Consider the following 15,110-nt stretch of genomic DNA (forward strand, 5'->3'; position numbering starts at 1 on the left):
CCTCCCGGAAAAAATCAGGAAGGCATTGATATGTGCGGCTGAAGGGACTCGAACCCCCACGACTTTCGTCACCAGATCCTAAGTCTGGCGCGGCTACCAATTACGCCACAGCCGCAAATGCAGATACAAAGTTAACACTTTATTTTATTCGACCTTAAATATCGAGCAAATTCTACAAAAAAACATTATCGCTCCCTTCATTTATTTTCATCATCCAAATGAAAACTACGCGTTATAACCTTTTCGATCACAGCAGGATAGAATTCATATTCGAGTTTGTGAACCTTTTCGGCAACTTCGTGATAAGTATCCTCCGGCGACAGCAAACACGTCGCCTGAAATATGATATCGCCCTCGTCGTAATTTTCATTTATATAATGTATGGTGATACCTGATTCTGTTTCACCCGATTCTATCACGGCCCGGTGCACCCGATCTCCGTACATACCTTTTCCTCCGTGTTTCGGCAAAAGAGCCGGATGAATATTCACAATTTTGTGAGGAAAAGCATCGAGCAGCAAAGGAGGAATTTTCAACATAAATCCGGCCAAAACGATGAAATCGATATTATATCGTCTGAGAAGTTCCAACACCGAACAACCCTTTTCGAATTCCGACTTGGAGAAAGAAAACGATTCGATTCCAAAAGCTTTTGCCCGTTCGTGAACATAAGCATGTGGATTGTTTGATACTACCACTCCAACTTCAATCGAAGGGTGATTCTTAAAATACCGAATAATATTTTCGGCATTTGACCCGTTTCCCGAAGCAAAAATAGCTATCCTAACCATTGAAAAAAAAGTCGTTTTATGCACAAAAAAATCAAAAATGTGCACTTTTTGCGAATTTAGTGGACAAAAGTTTGCGCATTTCCAGAAAATTTGACTTACTTTGCACTCACAAAATTAAGCATAAATTTTTAATTCATTAATTAATAACAAAATTATGTCTGAAGTATCACAAAGAGTAAAATCGATCATCGTCGACAAATTAGGTGTTGAAGAGTCAGAAGTAACTGAAAATGCAAGCTTCACCAACGATCTTGGAGCAGATTCTCTTGACACTGTGGAATTAATTATGGAATTCGAAAAAGAATTCAACATCTCAATTCCCGACGATCAAGCAGAAAAAATTTCTACTGTTGGCGATGCAATCGCTTACGTAGAACAACATGCGAAATAATCCATCGATACATGTTTATGGAATTAAAGAGAGTAGTGGTAACGGGTCTGGGAGCCGTTACCCCACTTGGTAACGACGTGGAAACAACGTGGGAAAATGCCATAGCGGGGAAGAGCGGAGCCGGACCTATTACTCAGTTTGACGCATCGCTATTCAAAACCCAGTTCGCTTGCGAAGTGAAAAACTTCGATCCAAGCGAGTTATTCGACCGAAAAGAAGCGAGAAAATACGACCGTTACTCACAATTAGCCATCAAAGCAGCAAAAGAAGCGATGGAAGATTCGGAACTCGATCTCGAAAATGAAGATAAAGATCGTATCGGCGTTATTTTTTCGGCGGGAATAGGTGGAATAAAAACATTCGAAGAAGAAGTTGGAGCATATTATCTCGATAAAGAAAGAGGTCCTCGTTTTAACCCGTTTTTCATTCCGAAAATGATAGCAGATATAGCCGCAGGGCATATTTCTATGATTTACGGACTGAGGGGGCCAAATTACGCCACTGTATCGGCTTGTGCTTCATCAACAAATGCAATAGCAGATGCCTGCAATCTCATACGTTTAGGAAAAGCGAATGTTATCGTTTCTGGTGGAGCCGAAGCGACAATCAGTCCATCGGCGGTGGGCGGTTTTGGAGCCATGCACGCGCTATCCACCCGAAATGAATCTCCACAAACCGCATCTCGGCCATTCAGTGCCAGTCGCGATGGTTTTGTAATAGGCGAAGGAGGAGCCTGTCTTATTCTCGAAGAACTTAATCATGCACTGGCTCGAGGAGCACACATATACGCCGAAATCGCAGGGAGTGGTATGTCGGCTGACGCCTACCATCTCACGGCATCACATCCCGAAGGGTTGGGAGCGAAGCTTGTTATGCGAAATGCGCTGCAAGATGCAGAAATGCGGCCGGAAGACATTGACTACATCAATGTACATGGCACTTCGACGCCAGTTGGAGATATCTCGGAGGTCAAAGCTATCCTTGATGTTTTTGGAGAACATGCTTATAAACTAAATATTAGTTCAACAAAATCGATGACAGGTCACTTGCTCGGAGCAGCAGGAGCTATCGAAGCATTATTGACAATTCTTGCCATTCGCAATCAAATAGTTCCCCCGACCATCAATCACGAAGAAGGAGACAATGATCCCGAAATCGATTATAATCTTAATTTCACATTCAACAAAGCTCAAAAAAGAAAGATAAGAGCTGCGTTATCTAATACTTTTGGCTTTGGAGGGCACAATGCAAGTGTGATCCTCAAGCAATACGAATAAAACAAAGTGTTAAGACGAACAATCAAAAGAATAAAGGTTCTTCCCTATAAAAAGAAAGAACCTTATCTTAGTTTTAGCAAAGTACTCGGCTTCTGTCCGGACCGAATCGAATTATATCAGGAAGCCGTGACTCACCGCTCGTCATCTGTTAGATCTTCCAAAGGACGTTGGGTTAACAACGAACGTCTCGAATTTCTGGGCGACGCGATTTTGGATGCAATCGTGGCGGATATTCTATATAAGGAATTCGAATACAAAAAAGAAGGCTTCTTGACGAGTATGCGTTCGAGAATTGTGCAACGCGAAACTTTGAATAAACTTGCGGTAGAGCTCGGATTGGACAAGTTGATCGTTTCATCGACACGAAACTTGGCACACAATACCAATATTTATGGAGATGCGCTCGAAGCTATCATCGGTGCAATTTATCTTGATCAGGGGTATCGGGTGGCTAAAAGTTTTGTGTTCGAAACTATGATCAAGCAACACCTAACGATGGAAAAAGTTATCAAACGCGAAGTAGATTTCAAGTCGCGATTGATTGAATGGGGACAAAAAAACAAAATTGAAGTGAGCTTCAATCTCGTTGATTCTTTTTATGATGAACAGAATAACCCGATTTTCAAATCGACTGCCGTTGTGGGAGGTCTTGAAATTGGTAACGGTACAGGCTATTCGAAAAAAGAATCTCACCAGTTGGCGGCGAAAGAAGCAATCCAAAAAATGCGCGAAGATCGATCCTTACAGCAAACTATTCTGGATAGTACCCGTAATTATCAAATACAAGGTAACAACCCATCAGGAAGTACCAACGAACCAAATTTCGACGAACTACAGGAAGAACAATACGCCGAAGAAAATATGTAATAACAACATCATCACGAAATAAAGAAAAACGTTTCAAACGCATATATCCATTTACGGTATGCATTATTTGAAACGTTTTTTGATGCAGTTTCAAATGCCAAAAGAAATCCCCATGCGTTGACCCTGCAGCACGAGTGGCGTATCGGGAGACACCAATCGAAGTTTTCCCGCGACATCTTTTAGCGCAACATCGGTAATTTTGTTATCGATTTTGGAAACCATCCTGCCAAATTTGCGCTCATATATCAAATCGGCAGCATGACCACCCAACAACGTTCCCAAATTGCGGTCGTAGGACGTAGGTGAACCTCCCCTCTGTATATATCCGAGCACCGTTTCACGTGTTTCGAACCCTGTTACCTCCTCTATTTTCCGTGCAAAATATAATGCAGGACGCTCTTTGCCGGGCACTTCTATACCTTCGGCAACAGCAACAATGGAATATGCCTTGCCTGCTTCCATTCGTTGATTTATTTTCTCGATGACAACCTTCATATTGTAACCTAATTCGGGAAGCAAAATAATATCTGCTCCACCGGCCATTCCGGCGTAAAGAGTAATCCATCCGGCATGATGCCCCATCAGTTCGATCACCATCACTCGACGATGAGAGCTTGCCGTAGAATGCAATCTGTCGATAGCTTCGGTGGCAATACTTACCGCCGAATCGAAACCGAATGTAACATCTGTCCCATACACATCATTATCGATGGTTTTAGGGACTCCGATTACATTCAATCCTATTTCCGAAAGCATCCATGAAGTACGTTGAGTTCCGTTTCCGCCTATACAGACAAGACAATCCAAACCCAACTCGTGGTATGCGTTTTTGATTTGCTGACGGTCTTTTTCGTCGGGAGACGAAACAAGTTTTCTGAAAGTTTTCTCTCGCGTTGTACCTAATATGGTTCCGCCTAAATTTAAAATTCCCGACAACGATTTATCACTCAAGGAAACAAAGTCTTTTTCGAGCAAACCGGTAAATCCGTTCAAAATGCCAATCACTTCCATATCATAATGATTGATGGCTGTTTTCCCAACACCACGAATAGTGGCATTGATACCGGGCGCGTCTCCTCCCGAAGTGAGAATTCCTATTTTCATCCAAATGTATTTAATGAGTTATCGGATACAAAGAAAACAAAAATGTATTGAAACGACTGAAGATTTCAACAATTATTTTTTTTCAGGCTTTTGTGTTATTTTCTGAAAAACATAAAAGGCAGCTCTATCCGAAGCACCCGGATCTCCCAAAATCTGACGCATTTCGGCATAGTTTTGGAGCATTGTGTTGCGGTATTGTTGAACATTGAGAAGGCGATGAAGTTCTTGGCGGATATTTGTCTCGGTGAAACGGACGGCAAACAATTCCTTAACAACTTCACGACCACAAATCAGATTGACGAGTGAAATAAAGGGAGTGTGAAGTACATGTTTAAATCCCCAATACGCGAGTTGAGGGACAGGTGTTCGATAACATACAATCTGTGGCACATTAAGCAGAGCCGTTTCAAGCGTGGCAGTACCCGACGTTACCAATGCTGCTTCGGATTGAGCAAGAATTCTGTATGTCTGACCAAATAAAACTTTCACCGGTTGATTTTCGATAAAAGTGTCGTAAAAAGTCGATTCTATTCCGGGCGCTCCGGCAATCAAAAACTGATAGCCCTCGAAACTTTTTACCGCTCTAAGCATCATCGGCAGATTGCCGGAAATCTCCTGTTTGCGACTTCCAGCCAACAAAACAATAATGGGCTTGCTCTCGAGCCGATTAGCCTCAATAAATTCGGCAAATGTTTCGTTCTGATGATCACGTCCGGCAATTGCATCTACCGTGGGATTGCCCACATAATGTACGCGGTAATTATGTTTGCGAAAAAAGTCCACTTCAAAAGGCAGTATGCAAAGCATTTCATCGACATATTTTTTGAAAGACTTCACACGATACTCTTTCCAAGCCCAAACCTTAGGTGATATATAATAATGAACCGGTATTCGCAAGTGATCGTGAACATACTTGGCAATTTTCAGATTAAATCCCGGATAATCGACAAGAATCACTACATCGGGACGAAATTCGGCAATATCTTTCTTGCACAACTCCATGTTTTTCATGATAACCGGAAGGTGTGTGATCACGGGAATAAAGCCCATATAAGCCAATTCGCGATAATGCTTCACCGGCACGCCACCCTGAGCCTGCATCAAATCGCCTCCAAAAAACCGAAAATCGGCATTTGCATCAAGATTTTTAAGCGATTTCATCAGATTGGATGCATGCAAATCGCCCGATGCTTCACCGGCTATCAAATAGTATTTCATCCTTTAGTTATACTGAAATATCTGTAAAAGTACTACCACTGCCATTTTTTTAATTCGGGAATGAAATCGTGAGCTGTCATATCTATTTTGACAGGTACTATGGCAGCATAACCATTTGCCAGTGCCCACTCATCAGAATTATCGTTGTCTTCTTCCCAGTTTTCAAAATTTCCTGTCATCCAGAACACATCGCGGCCTGAGCCGTCTTTACTTTTAAAATACTCATTTACCCATTTGCCCTGTGTTTGCGAAGTAATTTTTATTCCTTTCACGTTGCCTGCAGGGACATTTACGTTAAGACAAATACCTGAAGGTAGTCCTTCTATAAGTACTCTCTGTGCAATTTTTCGAGCAATTTCGCCGGCCTTAGAAAAATCGGAATCGGGTTGAAACTCGCAAAGTGAAACGGCAATGGAAGGTACCTGGAAAACACATCCTTCGATTGCAGCACCTACAGTGCCGGAATACAGAACACTGATACCGGCATTCGAGCCGTGATTGATACCCGATACCACCAAATCGGGTTTTCGATCCAGAAATTCGTTGAGCGCAAGCTTAACACAGTCAACCGGTGTTCCGGTACAAATATATGCTTTCAAATCCTCCTCCTGTTTCACTAATCGGCAACGCAAAGCTGTACTCACGGTGATGGCACTCGACATTCCCGACTGCGATTTATCGGGTGAAAAAACTACGATTTCGCCTAAGCCTTTCAATGAATCGACGAGCGATTGAATTCCTTTTGCATGATAACCGTCGTCATTCGTCACAAGGATGAGCGGTTTTCGGGTTTCAGTCATTAATTTATCGTTTTGATTGTATAAGCAACAAAAATAACAAAAATCGTTCATTCGCTCGTTATCTTCGTTACACACAAAACGAGTTATTGCGAAAACTTAACCATAATTTAACAAGAAATGGTTATCTTTACGCGTTCTAAATAAGTATTGTTGTTATGAAAAGATTAAGCATTCTCATTTGTGCCGTAGCACTCGGTTTTTTTGCAATGGGGCAAACGCCCAAACCGGTAAAAAACGTGATCGTCATGATTCCTGATGGCACTTCCATCGGAGTATATTCTGCCGCTCGATGGTATAAGTTTTATACCCAAAACAATGGAAGTCTCAATATCGATCCGTTCGTTTCGGGTACTGTCACCACTTTTTCGTCAAATGCTCCTATTGGGGATTCGGCTCCTACAGGTTCGGCTTATGCGACAGGTATTCTGCAGCAGAGCGGCAACATCGCCATTCATCCCGAAGTGAGCAAAAACGATTTATATCCGGTTGATCCGGAACGACAATTTCAACCGGCTGCAACTATTCTCGAAGCCTCGAAAATAGAAAAAGGAAAAGCCGTCGGGTTGGTGGTTACCTGCGAATTTCCGCATGCTACTCCTGCAGATTTTTCTGCACATTACTATGATCGTGGCAATTACAATGCAATTGCGCCACAAATAGCTTATCAAAATCTTGATGTAATGTTTGGCGGCGGTACAGGAATTTTGACTGACGACATCAAACAGCATTTTGCCGATAATGGCACTACTCTCATCCGGGACGATAAAAATGCACTATTGAATTATCAAGGCAATGGCAAAATATGGGCACTTTTCGGCAAAAAAGCGCTGCCCTACGACATCGATCGAAATCCCGAAAAAATTCCCTCTCTTTCCGAAATGACAGGAAAAGCGCTCGAGGTACTTTCGAAAAACGAAAATGGATTTTTCCTTATGGTCGAGGGCAGTCAGGTAGATTGGGCCGCACACGCCAACGATCCGATCGCCATTATTACCGAATTCCTTGCTTTTGATGAAGCTGTGGGTAAAGTGATGGATTTTGCAAAGCAAAATGGAGAAACGGCCGTTGTCGTATTATCCGATCATGGCAACAGCGGGTTCACCATCGGAAGCTCACGCTGTCCGGGATACGACAAATTATCGATTGACAAGTTATTCTCTGCGGTTACAAAATATAAATTATCGGCTAACGGTTTGGAATCGATTCTTGTAAACACCAAACCGGCAAACATCAAATCGGAATTCAAGAAATACACCGATATCGATCTCACGGACGAAGAAGTGGAAACATTGCTATCGTCGAAAAACTACAAAGAAAGTGATTATACCAAAGTTGGCTCGAGTGAAAACATGGTTCGTCATATCGTGGACATTCTCGTGTCCCGTACATGTTTCGGGTTTACGACCGGAGGACACACGGGTGAAGAAGTACTTCTTTCGAGTTATCATCCGCAGGGAGACATTCTGAAAGGACATGTGATGAATATCGACGTAAACAAATATCTACAGCAAGTAAGCGGATTGGACAAACCATTATCGGAGCTTACTGATCAGCTCTTTGCAAAGCACACAGACGTATTCGCAGGCATGAAAGTTTCGATAGACAAAACGAACCCATCTTTTCCGATTCTGAAAGTAACCAAGGGGAAGAATACACTCGAGATAAAAGCATTTTCGTCGGTTGCCAAACTCAATGGTAAGCCACTCGACTTGAGATCTGTTGCGGTTTATATCGATAAAAACGATACATTTTATCTCCCGAAAGATCTATCAAACAAGCTATAAGACGAGAAGCTGTTTCAACAAACATGTCTCATCATAAAGGCTGTCTCAAACGGGCAGCCTTTTTTAATTCGATATGAAGAACCACTATGTTAATCACATGTAGAACAAACAATGAGGATACCACTCCTGACAGTACCAAGCTTTACCGAAAATAAGGCTCAGAGACGGTTTGTTCTCTTCTCGAAAAATGGTCAACCATCGTTACCGTTAAAAGAGAATTATTCCTACTCTTTCGAAATATTGCCCTGAAACGAAATCGGTTGACGGTTTGGATCGGTAACATCGAGTTTTGCGGAACCATTGTCCCAGATATCGAAATTCAGCAAAATCTCTCGATCGGTATCCTTTGTTTTGATTTCAACCTGCCAATTTCCGTCTTTTTTCCCCTCTTTCACCCGATAATCGAATTTGGTGCTGGTGAAATTGATGCCGCCCCGGCTCGGATCCATCGGAGCTACGTAAGCACGTCCGTAATAGGGCAGATACGCCTTTACCGTGTCCTGCGAAACTTTCACGGTGTAATACGGACTTAAATAAATGGACTTATACCCCATCGGATAGGCATAGGTGGCATTAAACGTGAAATTGAAATCCTGAATTTGCTGTCTGATTTTGGCAGCAGCGGCCTCTTTTTGAGCAGCGTTTTGTGCACTCCCGCAACTTGCAAGAAAACCTGCAAATAAGATGATTGCAGTTATCATCAACTTAAATCTTCTCCTCATAAGCAATCTCCTCCTTCAGTTTGTCCCTTATATCCGTAAAACGCTTGACATAAGTATTTTGTTTAGAAAGGAGAAAATTCGGTGAGGCAGTTTACGAGATAGTAGTAAATCAAAATCAAAAGGAGAACAAAAAAAGAAAAGATCTCGCGATTGGACGTTGTGATGGAATAGAGATGCGAGAGGATCAGCGATTCGAAAGCAAGTATGATGTAAATCCACATGACTGACTGTTCGCCATACAGCGCAAGAAAAAGGAGCGACAGACCAATAACAACAAATATAAACGAGATGGTTTTTTGAGTGATAACCTTGTCATGCCTGATATATTTGAAATCCATTATCAGAAATGCAATCAAAAAAATCAGACTTGTGCCGATAAAACCCCATTGTGGTAAAGTAAATGCGGGAATAGTATGGAAATCGAACCGGGCAAAATAAAGGAAAGGAGCAATAAATCCCTGCAAATTGTCGCCAAAAACAAAAACCGCAAATACGATCCAATATACCAAAATCAATCCCCAAAGCGAAGCAAGCAACATTTTGAAATTGAATCCACCCATTCGAGAATATCCGATCCACCAAATAGGGATAAAAAACAACGTATATATTTCAAAAACACTTGCCAATGCAAGTAAAACAGTTCCCTGAAAAACAAAATTCCGAGAATTGGTACGCTGATGTGTTTCCAATAACGGAAAAAATGCCCATAAAACAAATATAGCGCCTATATAATAAGAGTTCATCATCAAGAAGATCGGATGAACGCTAAAAAGGATGAGAGGAAACACAAACGGCAAAGCGGTTCGCGCTCGAATAACGCCGAAATGGAGATTGATTTGAGAAATAAATCCCGCAATCAAAAACACACACACGGTAGATGAGATAAAAGAAACCCATTCATTCTCGAAGTAAGGAGCTAAGTATGACCAAACAAAACCGGTTTCTGCGAAACGATAATTGGGGATTCCCTTATAAGAAAAAAGAAGAAAACGAAAAACAATCACCAAGATCGACGCTATAAGGGGCGTAAATCGAGCTTCAACAATATAGGACTTAAAGATTTTTTTAATCGTACTCATATCTGCTCAAATCCAAACCTATATCCTTGCGATAATATTTTTTTTCGAAATCGATAACGGCTGCATTCGCGTAAGAGGCGGCAAGCGCCTGCTGCATCGTATCGCCCAACGACGTAATGGCAAGTACACGCCCTCCGGCGGTTACGATATTTTCGCCTTCACGTTTCGTGCCTGCATGAAAAACAATGCTGCCTTCTACGTCATTCAATCCGGTGATCACTTTTCCCTTTTCGTAGGAATCGGGGTAACCGCCCGAAGCCAAAATGACCGTCGCAGCCCGACGGGGATCGATGTCGAGCGAGCAACGATCGAGTGTTTCGGTAGCAACGCCCTGCAGCAGCATCAACAAGTCCGATTTAATTCGCGGAATCACCACTTCCGTCTCCGGATCGCCCATGCGGCAGTTATACTCGATAACATAGGGTTCACCTTTGACATTGATCAGGCCCAAAAAGATAAATCCTTTATAATCGATTTTTTCGTTCTGCAATCCTCGAATCGTGGGGATAATCATGCGTTGCTCCACTTTTTGCATAAATACTTCGTCGGCAAAAGCAACCGGCGAAACAGCCCCCATGCCTCCGGTATTGGGGCCTGTATCTCCTTCGCCAATTCGTTTGTAATCTTTGGCTACAGGCAAAATTTTATACGATTTGCCATCCGTCAGCACAAAAACGGAGCATTCGATGCCCGTAAGAAATTCCTCGATTACCACCTTATGGCTTGCATCGCCAAATTTTCCCGTAAGCATCTCCCACAACAATCGCTTGGCCTCGTTGAGATCGTCGATAATCAGTACGCCTTTGCCGGCAGCCAAACCATCCGCTTTGAGCACATAAGGCGACGACAACGATTCGAGAAAACGATTGCCATCCTCGATATTTTCGAGGGTGACCGAACGATGACGCGCAGTGGGAATGCCATGACGAGCCATAAACTCCTTGGCAAAATCCTTGCTTCCTTCCAACTGCGCCCCTTTTCTCGAAGGCCCGATTACCGAAATGTGGCAAATATCTTCATCTTTGGCAAAATAGTCGTAAATTCCCTGAACCAAAGGATCTTCGGGGCCGACAACGACCATATCGATATCGTTTTCGAGCGAAAACTTTTTGATGGCTGCAAAATCTGTAACCGAAATCGGAACATTCTGTCCCACCGTAGCCGTACCGGCATTGCCCGGTGCAATATAGAGATGCGTAAGCTCCCTGCTCTGCCTGATTTTCCACGCAAGGGCGTGCTCTCTTCCTCCCGAACCCAAAAGCAATACGTTCATATCAATCGAATGTGGTTGTTGAGTTTAAAAACGAGCACAAAACTACGAAAAATAACCCGAAAAAGGATATTTTGAGGCAAAGAACTCGGCAAACCCTTAATTTCTTTATGCTTAAAATGGTTGTTCAGCCATTCAGAAATGAAGATTATTCAGGGGAAAAAGTTGTCCTATCGCCACATCATTAAATCATTAAATCATTAAATCATTAAATCATTAAATCATTAAATCATTAAATCATTAAATCATTAAATCCTCCGATCCGCACGTCGATTGAAAATTATCATCTACATTTGCAAAAAATAAACCCCAAAACAGTTATGGCTGCAAACAGAATCACTTCTCTCTTTCGCATAAAATATCCGATCATTCAGGGCGGAATGGTATGGTGCAGCGGTTGGAGACTTGCCTCGGCCGTGAGTAACGCCGGAGGCTTGGGATTAATTGGTGCGGGATCGATGCATCCCGAAACACTGAGAGAACACATCGGCAAATGCAAAAATGCCACCGACAAGCCTTTCGGTGTAAATATCCCGCTGATGTATCCCGAAATCGAAAAAATCATCGAAATCGTTATCGACGAAAAAGTTCCCATCGTTTTCACCTCTGCCGGAAATCCAAAAACATGGACTGCAAAACTGAAATCGGAAGGAATAATTGTTGCACATGTAGTTTCGAGCAGCCTTTTTGCCCGGAAGTGCGCCGAAGCGGGGGTTGATGCCGTAGTGGCCGAAGGATTCGAAGCCGGCGGACATAACGGACGCGAGGAAACCACCACCATGACACTTGTACCGCAAGTGCGTTCGGCAGTGGATTTGCCGCTTATCGCGGCAGGAGGCATTGGTTCGGGAGCTGCTATGGCTGCCGCATTCGCACTCGGCGCCGAAGGCGTGCAGGTGGGAACACGCTTTGCCCTCACCGTCGAGAGTTCGGCAAGCGAAGCATTCAAACAAAAATGCATATCGATAAGCGAAGGCGACACGATGCTTGCCCTCAAAAAAATTGCCCCTACCCGATTGATCCGAAACGAATTTTACGAAAAGGTTAAGGAAATGGAAGATCGCGGAGCTTCGAAAGAGGAACTGCAAACCCTGTTGGGACACGGACGAGCAAAAAAAGGCATCTTCGAAGGCGATCTCGATGAAGGTGAGTTGGAAATCGGACAGATTGCTTCGAGCATTCGCCAAATTGTGCCGGCAGCACAGGTGGTAAGCGAAATGATCGAAGATTTTAATCGAACCGTCGAAAGACTCAAAAACCTGTCATTCTGATAGACATCCATACTACCGATAATTCATACAACACAATGAAAAGTATCTGCAACTATCTCGTTTGGGCGACAATTCTTTTGCTCGCCACTGCAAGCGCAAACGCACAAGAGACAAAACAATTCACCCTCGAAGAATTAATTCCCGGTGGAAAAGATTTTTATAACTTTTACCCTCGCCTCCCGATGCACTATCAATGGCAAGGCGACAGGCTGATTTCCATCAAAAACGATTCGGTGTGGGTGACGGAAAATCCACAAAAACCGGGTAAACAATCATTCCTTTTCTCTTACGATCATCTTCAGCAGACACTTCCCAAAGAACAACGGGGAGAGATATACCACGTAAACTTTCCCGAAACGCAGGAGCAGATTGTTACCTTCTACGGATCGAAAGGCATAGGACTGTATGACCTGAAAGACAAAAAGGCGGTCGGTTTTTTTGCCTTTCCCGAAAAGAGCGAAAATCATCAACTTTCGGTTTACAACACGTTTTTGGCCTACACCATCGACAACAATCTATATGTGCTCGATCGTACGGGTAAACAAACTGCCGTCTCCAACGAAACCGACAAAGGCATCGTTTACGGCCAAACCGTGCATCGCAACGAATTCGGCATCGACGAGGGCATTTTCTGGTCGCCAAAAGGCAACAAACTTGCCTTCTATCGCATGGACGAAACCATGGTTGCCAATTACCCGCTGGTGGATATTTCGGCACGCATCGCCCAACTCAAGAACATTAAATATCCGATGGCCGGCATGACGAGCCACGAAGTTACCATCGGTGTTTTCGACCCAAATACTCAAACCACCGTATATCTGAACACGCGCGGCCCGAAAGATCACTATCTGACAAATGTCGCGTGGAACCCTGACGAGCAATTCATCTATGTAGCGGAACTCAATCGCGAACAAAATCACCTGCAACTCAACCGCTACAATGCAACGACAGGCGATTTCGACAAAACGCTTTTCGAAGAAACAGATTCGCGATATGTGGAACCACAACATCCGGTGATGTTTGTACCAAATCATCCCGACCGTTTCGTATGGCAAAGCCGACGCGACGGATACAACCACCTCTATCTCTATGATATTTCGGGCAAATTGCTCAAACAACTCACTCATGGCGAATGGGAAGTTACCGAGGTAACAGGTTTTGATGCAAAAGGGGAAAATCTGTTTTTCGAATCTACCCGCCCCACTCCGATGGATCGTCATTTATACGCCATCCATCTGAACAGCGGTCAAATGCAACAATTGACGACCGAATCGGGAATACACAGTGGCACAATCAGCATTTCGGGGAAATATCTCATCGACCGGTTTTCGTCAAGCAACAATCCCGGAAAGATTGCCTTGATCGATATTAAAAACAGCAAGACTACATTACTGAATTCGGTTAACAATCCTTTTCAAGATTACAACATCCCTACGGTAGAGTCAGGAACAATAAAAGCTGCCGACAACGAAACCGACCTGTATTACCGCCTTGTCAAGCCTTACGATTTCGATCCGTCGAAAAAATATCCCACCATCATTTATGTGTACGGCGGGCCACATTCGCAAATGGTTCAAAACCGATGGCGATACGGATCGGGCGGATGGGAAATGTATATGGCACAGCGGGGCTATCTGGTTTTTGTGATGGACAATCGGGGCACTTCCTATCGTGGCGACGAATTCGAAAAAGCAACTTTCCGGCATTTGGGCGTAGAGGAAGCCGAAGATCAGATGAAAGGGGTAGAATTTCTGAAATCGCTGCCTTATGTGGACACCAATCGCCTGGGTATTCACGGCTGGAGCTTCGGCGGATTCATGACGATCAACATGCTGCTGCGCAATCCCGATGTGTTCAAGGCAGGTGTTGCCGGCGGACCGGTGATCGATTGGAAATATTACGAAGTGATGTACGGCGAACGCTATATGGACACGCCGCAAGAAAATCCGGACGGATATCGCGAAAGCAGCCTGCTCAATAAAGCCGATCAACTGAAATCGCGTCTATTGATTATTCATGGCGATGAAGACCCTACCGTTGTTTGGCAAAACAGCCTGCAGTTTCTGAAATCGTGCATCCAAAACGGCACGCATCCTGATTACTTCGTCTATCCCGGTCACGGGCACAACATGATGGGACACGACCGCGTTCATCTGCACGAACATATTACCCGATATTTTGACGATTTTTGCAAGTGAATATTCAAATGCAAAGAGGCGAAAAAGGTCATTTCGAAATGATAGAAAAACGTGCAATCGATCGAACAAAACGAACAAAATATGGCTTAAATTTTATTCGAACCATGTACGACGCAAATACGACGCAAATACGACGATAGTCCCTTTCGAACAATTGATAATTTGGAAGAAGTGGAGAAGTTAGAAGTTAGAAGTTAGAAGTCAGAAGTGAAGAAATATCATAACCCCTGCATTGCCTGACGGCAGCGCTTGTCCCCTTATCTTAAGGGGACTGTTTGATGGTGTAATCCCATAATTGAGAATTTAAGAAAGAAGTGAAGAAGTCGGAAGTGAAGAAA

13 protein-coding genes and 1 tRNA gene are annotated in these 15,110 nt (G+C 43.4%); 6 read left to right on the forward strand and 8 right to left on the reverse strand.

Annotated features, from left to right (window positions below):
- Positions 1-33: 33 nt before the first annotated feature.
- A tRNA-Leu gene (locus EJN84_RS10325) sits at positions 34-115 on the reverse strand.
- 82 nt (positions 116-197) lie between these two features.
- A complete protein-coding gene (gene purN, locus EJN84_RS10330) occupies positions 198-791 on the reverse strand; it encodes a phosphoribosylglycinamide formyltransferase (RefSeq protein WP_129595351.1) in 594 nt (197 codons plus the stop codon).
- A gap of 154 nt (positions 792-945) precedes the next feature.
- Here purN and EJN84_RS10335 point away from each other — a divergent pair, with 154 nt between their 5' ends.
- The 3 genes from EJN84_RS10335 to rnc are packed head-to-tail and all read left to right on the forward strand — an operon-like array spanning position 946 to position 3,326.
- Positions 946-1,182 carry an acyl carrier protein gene (locus tag EJN84_RS10335; RefSeq protein ID WP_101487653.1) on the forward strand — a complete coding sequence of 79 codons (237 nt, stop codon included), beginning with the start codon at positions 946-948 and terminating at the stop codon, positions 1,180-1,182.
- A 17-nt stretch (positions 1,183-1,199) separates the two neighbouring features.
- The gene (gene fabF / locus EJN84_RS10340) at positions 1,200-2,459 is read left to right on the forward strand and encodes a beta-ketoacyl-ACP synthase II (RefSeq protein ID WP_129595352.1); all 1,260 of its coding nucleotides are present in this window, start codon (positions 1,200-1,202) and stop codon (positions 2,457-2,459) included.
- Between the two features lie 6 nt (positions 2,460-2,465).
- Entirely contained in the window at positions 2,466-3,326 is an 861-nt protein-coding gene (rnc, locus tag EJN84_RS10345) for a ribonuclease III (RefSeq protein ID WP_129595353.1), read from the forward strand.
- 90 nt (positions 3,327-3,416) lie between these two features.
- On the opposite strand, the gene EJN84_RS10350 is transcribed toward rnc, so the two are convergent.
- From EJN84_RS10350 to surE, 3 genes are all read right to left on the reverse strand, one after another.
- Positions 3,417-4,430: an ATP-dependent 6-phosphofructokinase gene (locus EJN84_RS10350; protein ID WP_129595354.1), complete on the reverse strand. Its 1,014-nt coding sequence runs from the start codon at positions 4,428-4,430 to the stop codon at positions 3,417-3,419.
- 72 nt (positions 4,431-4,502) lie between these two features.
- A complete protein-coding gene (gene lpxB, locus EJN84_RS10355) occupies positions 4,503-5,648 on the reverse strand; it encodes a lipid-A-disaccharide synthase (protein WP_129595355.1) in 1,146 nt (381 codons plus the stop codon).
- Positions 5,649-5,680: 32 nt separating this feature from the next.
- Entirely contained in the window at positions 5,681-6,448 is a 768-nt protein-coding gene (gene surE / locus EJN84_RS10360) for a 5'/3'-nucleotidase SurE (protein WP_129595356.1), read from the reverse strand.
- Positions 6,449-6,603: 155 nt separating this feature from the next.
- Here surE and EJN84_RS10365 point away from each other — a divergent pair, with 155 nt between their 5' ends.
- Positions 6,604-8,232, forward strand: a complete 1,629-nt coding sequence (locus EJN84_RS10365) for an alkaline phosphatase (RefSeq protein ID WP_129595357.1) — start codon at positions 6,604-6,606, stop codon at positions 8,230-8,232.
- Between the two features lie 224 nt (positions 8,233-8,456).
- Here EJN84_RS10365 and EJN84_RS10370 read toward each other — a convergent pair whose 3' ends face one another.
- The 3 genes from EJN84_RS10370 to purD all read right to left on the reverse strand — a co-directional run bounded on the left by EJN84_RS10370 (position 8,457) and on the right by purD (position 11,306).
- Positions 8,457-8,933 carry a DUF4251 domain-containing protein gene (locus EJN84_RS10370; RefSeq protein WP_238944003.1) on the reverse strand — a complete coding sequence of 159 codons (477 nt, stop codon included), beginning with the start codon at positions 8,931-8,933 and terminating at the stop codon, positions 8,457-8,459.
- An 83-nt stretch (positions 8,934-9,016) separates the two neighbouring features.
- Positions 9,017-10,033 (reverse strand): hypothetical protein, encoded by a 1,017-nt coding sequence (locus EJN84_RS10375; RefSeq protein ID WP_129595359.1) that lies wholly within the window; start codon positions 10,031-10,033, stop codon positions 9,017-9,019.
- A complete protein-coding gene (purD, locus tag EJN84_RS10380) occupies positions 10,020-11,306 on the reverse strand; it encodes a phosphoribosylamine--glycine ligase (protein WP_129595360.1) in 1,287 nt (428 codons plus the stop codon). Before purD ends, EJN84_RS10375 begins: the two co-directional genes overlap by 14 nt.
- A gap of 290 nt (positions 11,307-11,596) precedes the next feature.
- On the opposite strand from purD, the gene EJN84_RS10385 reads away from it, so the two are divergent.
- Together EJN84_RS10385 and EJN84_RS10390 are read left to right on the forward strand one after the other, a co-directional pair.
- Complete coding sequence (locus tag EJN84_RS10385) at positions 11,597-12,574, forward strand: NAD(P)H-dependent flavin oxidoreductase (protein WP_394343092.1); 978 nt, start codon at positions 11,597-11,599, stop codon at positions 12,572-12,574.
- Between the two features lie 35 nt (positions 12,575-12,609).
- Positions 12,610-14,772 (forward strand): S9 family peptidase, encoded by a 2,163-nt coding sequence (locus EJN84_RS10390; protein ID WP_129595362.1) that lies wholly within the window; start codon positions 12,610-12,612, stop codon positions 14,770-14,772.
- Positions 14,773-15,110: the final 338 nt, after the last annotated feature.

Source organism: Seramator thermalis, assembly GCF_004138125.1.
Taxonomy (GTDB): Bacteria; Bacteroidota; Bacteroidia; order Bacteroidales; family Dysgonomonadaceae; genus Seramator; species Seramator thermalis.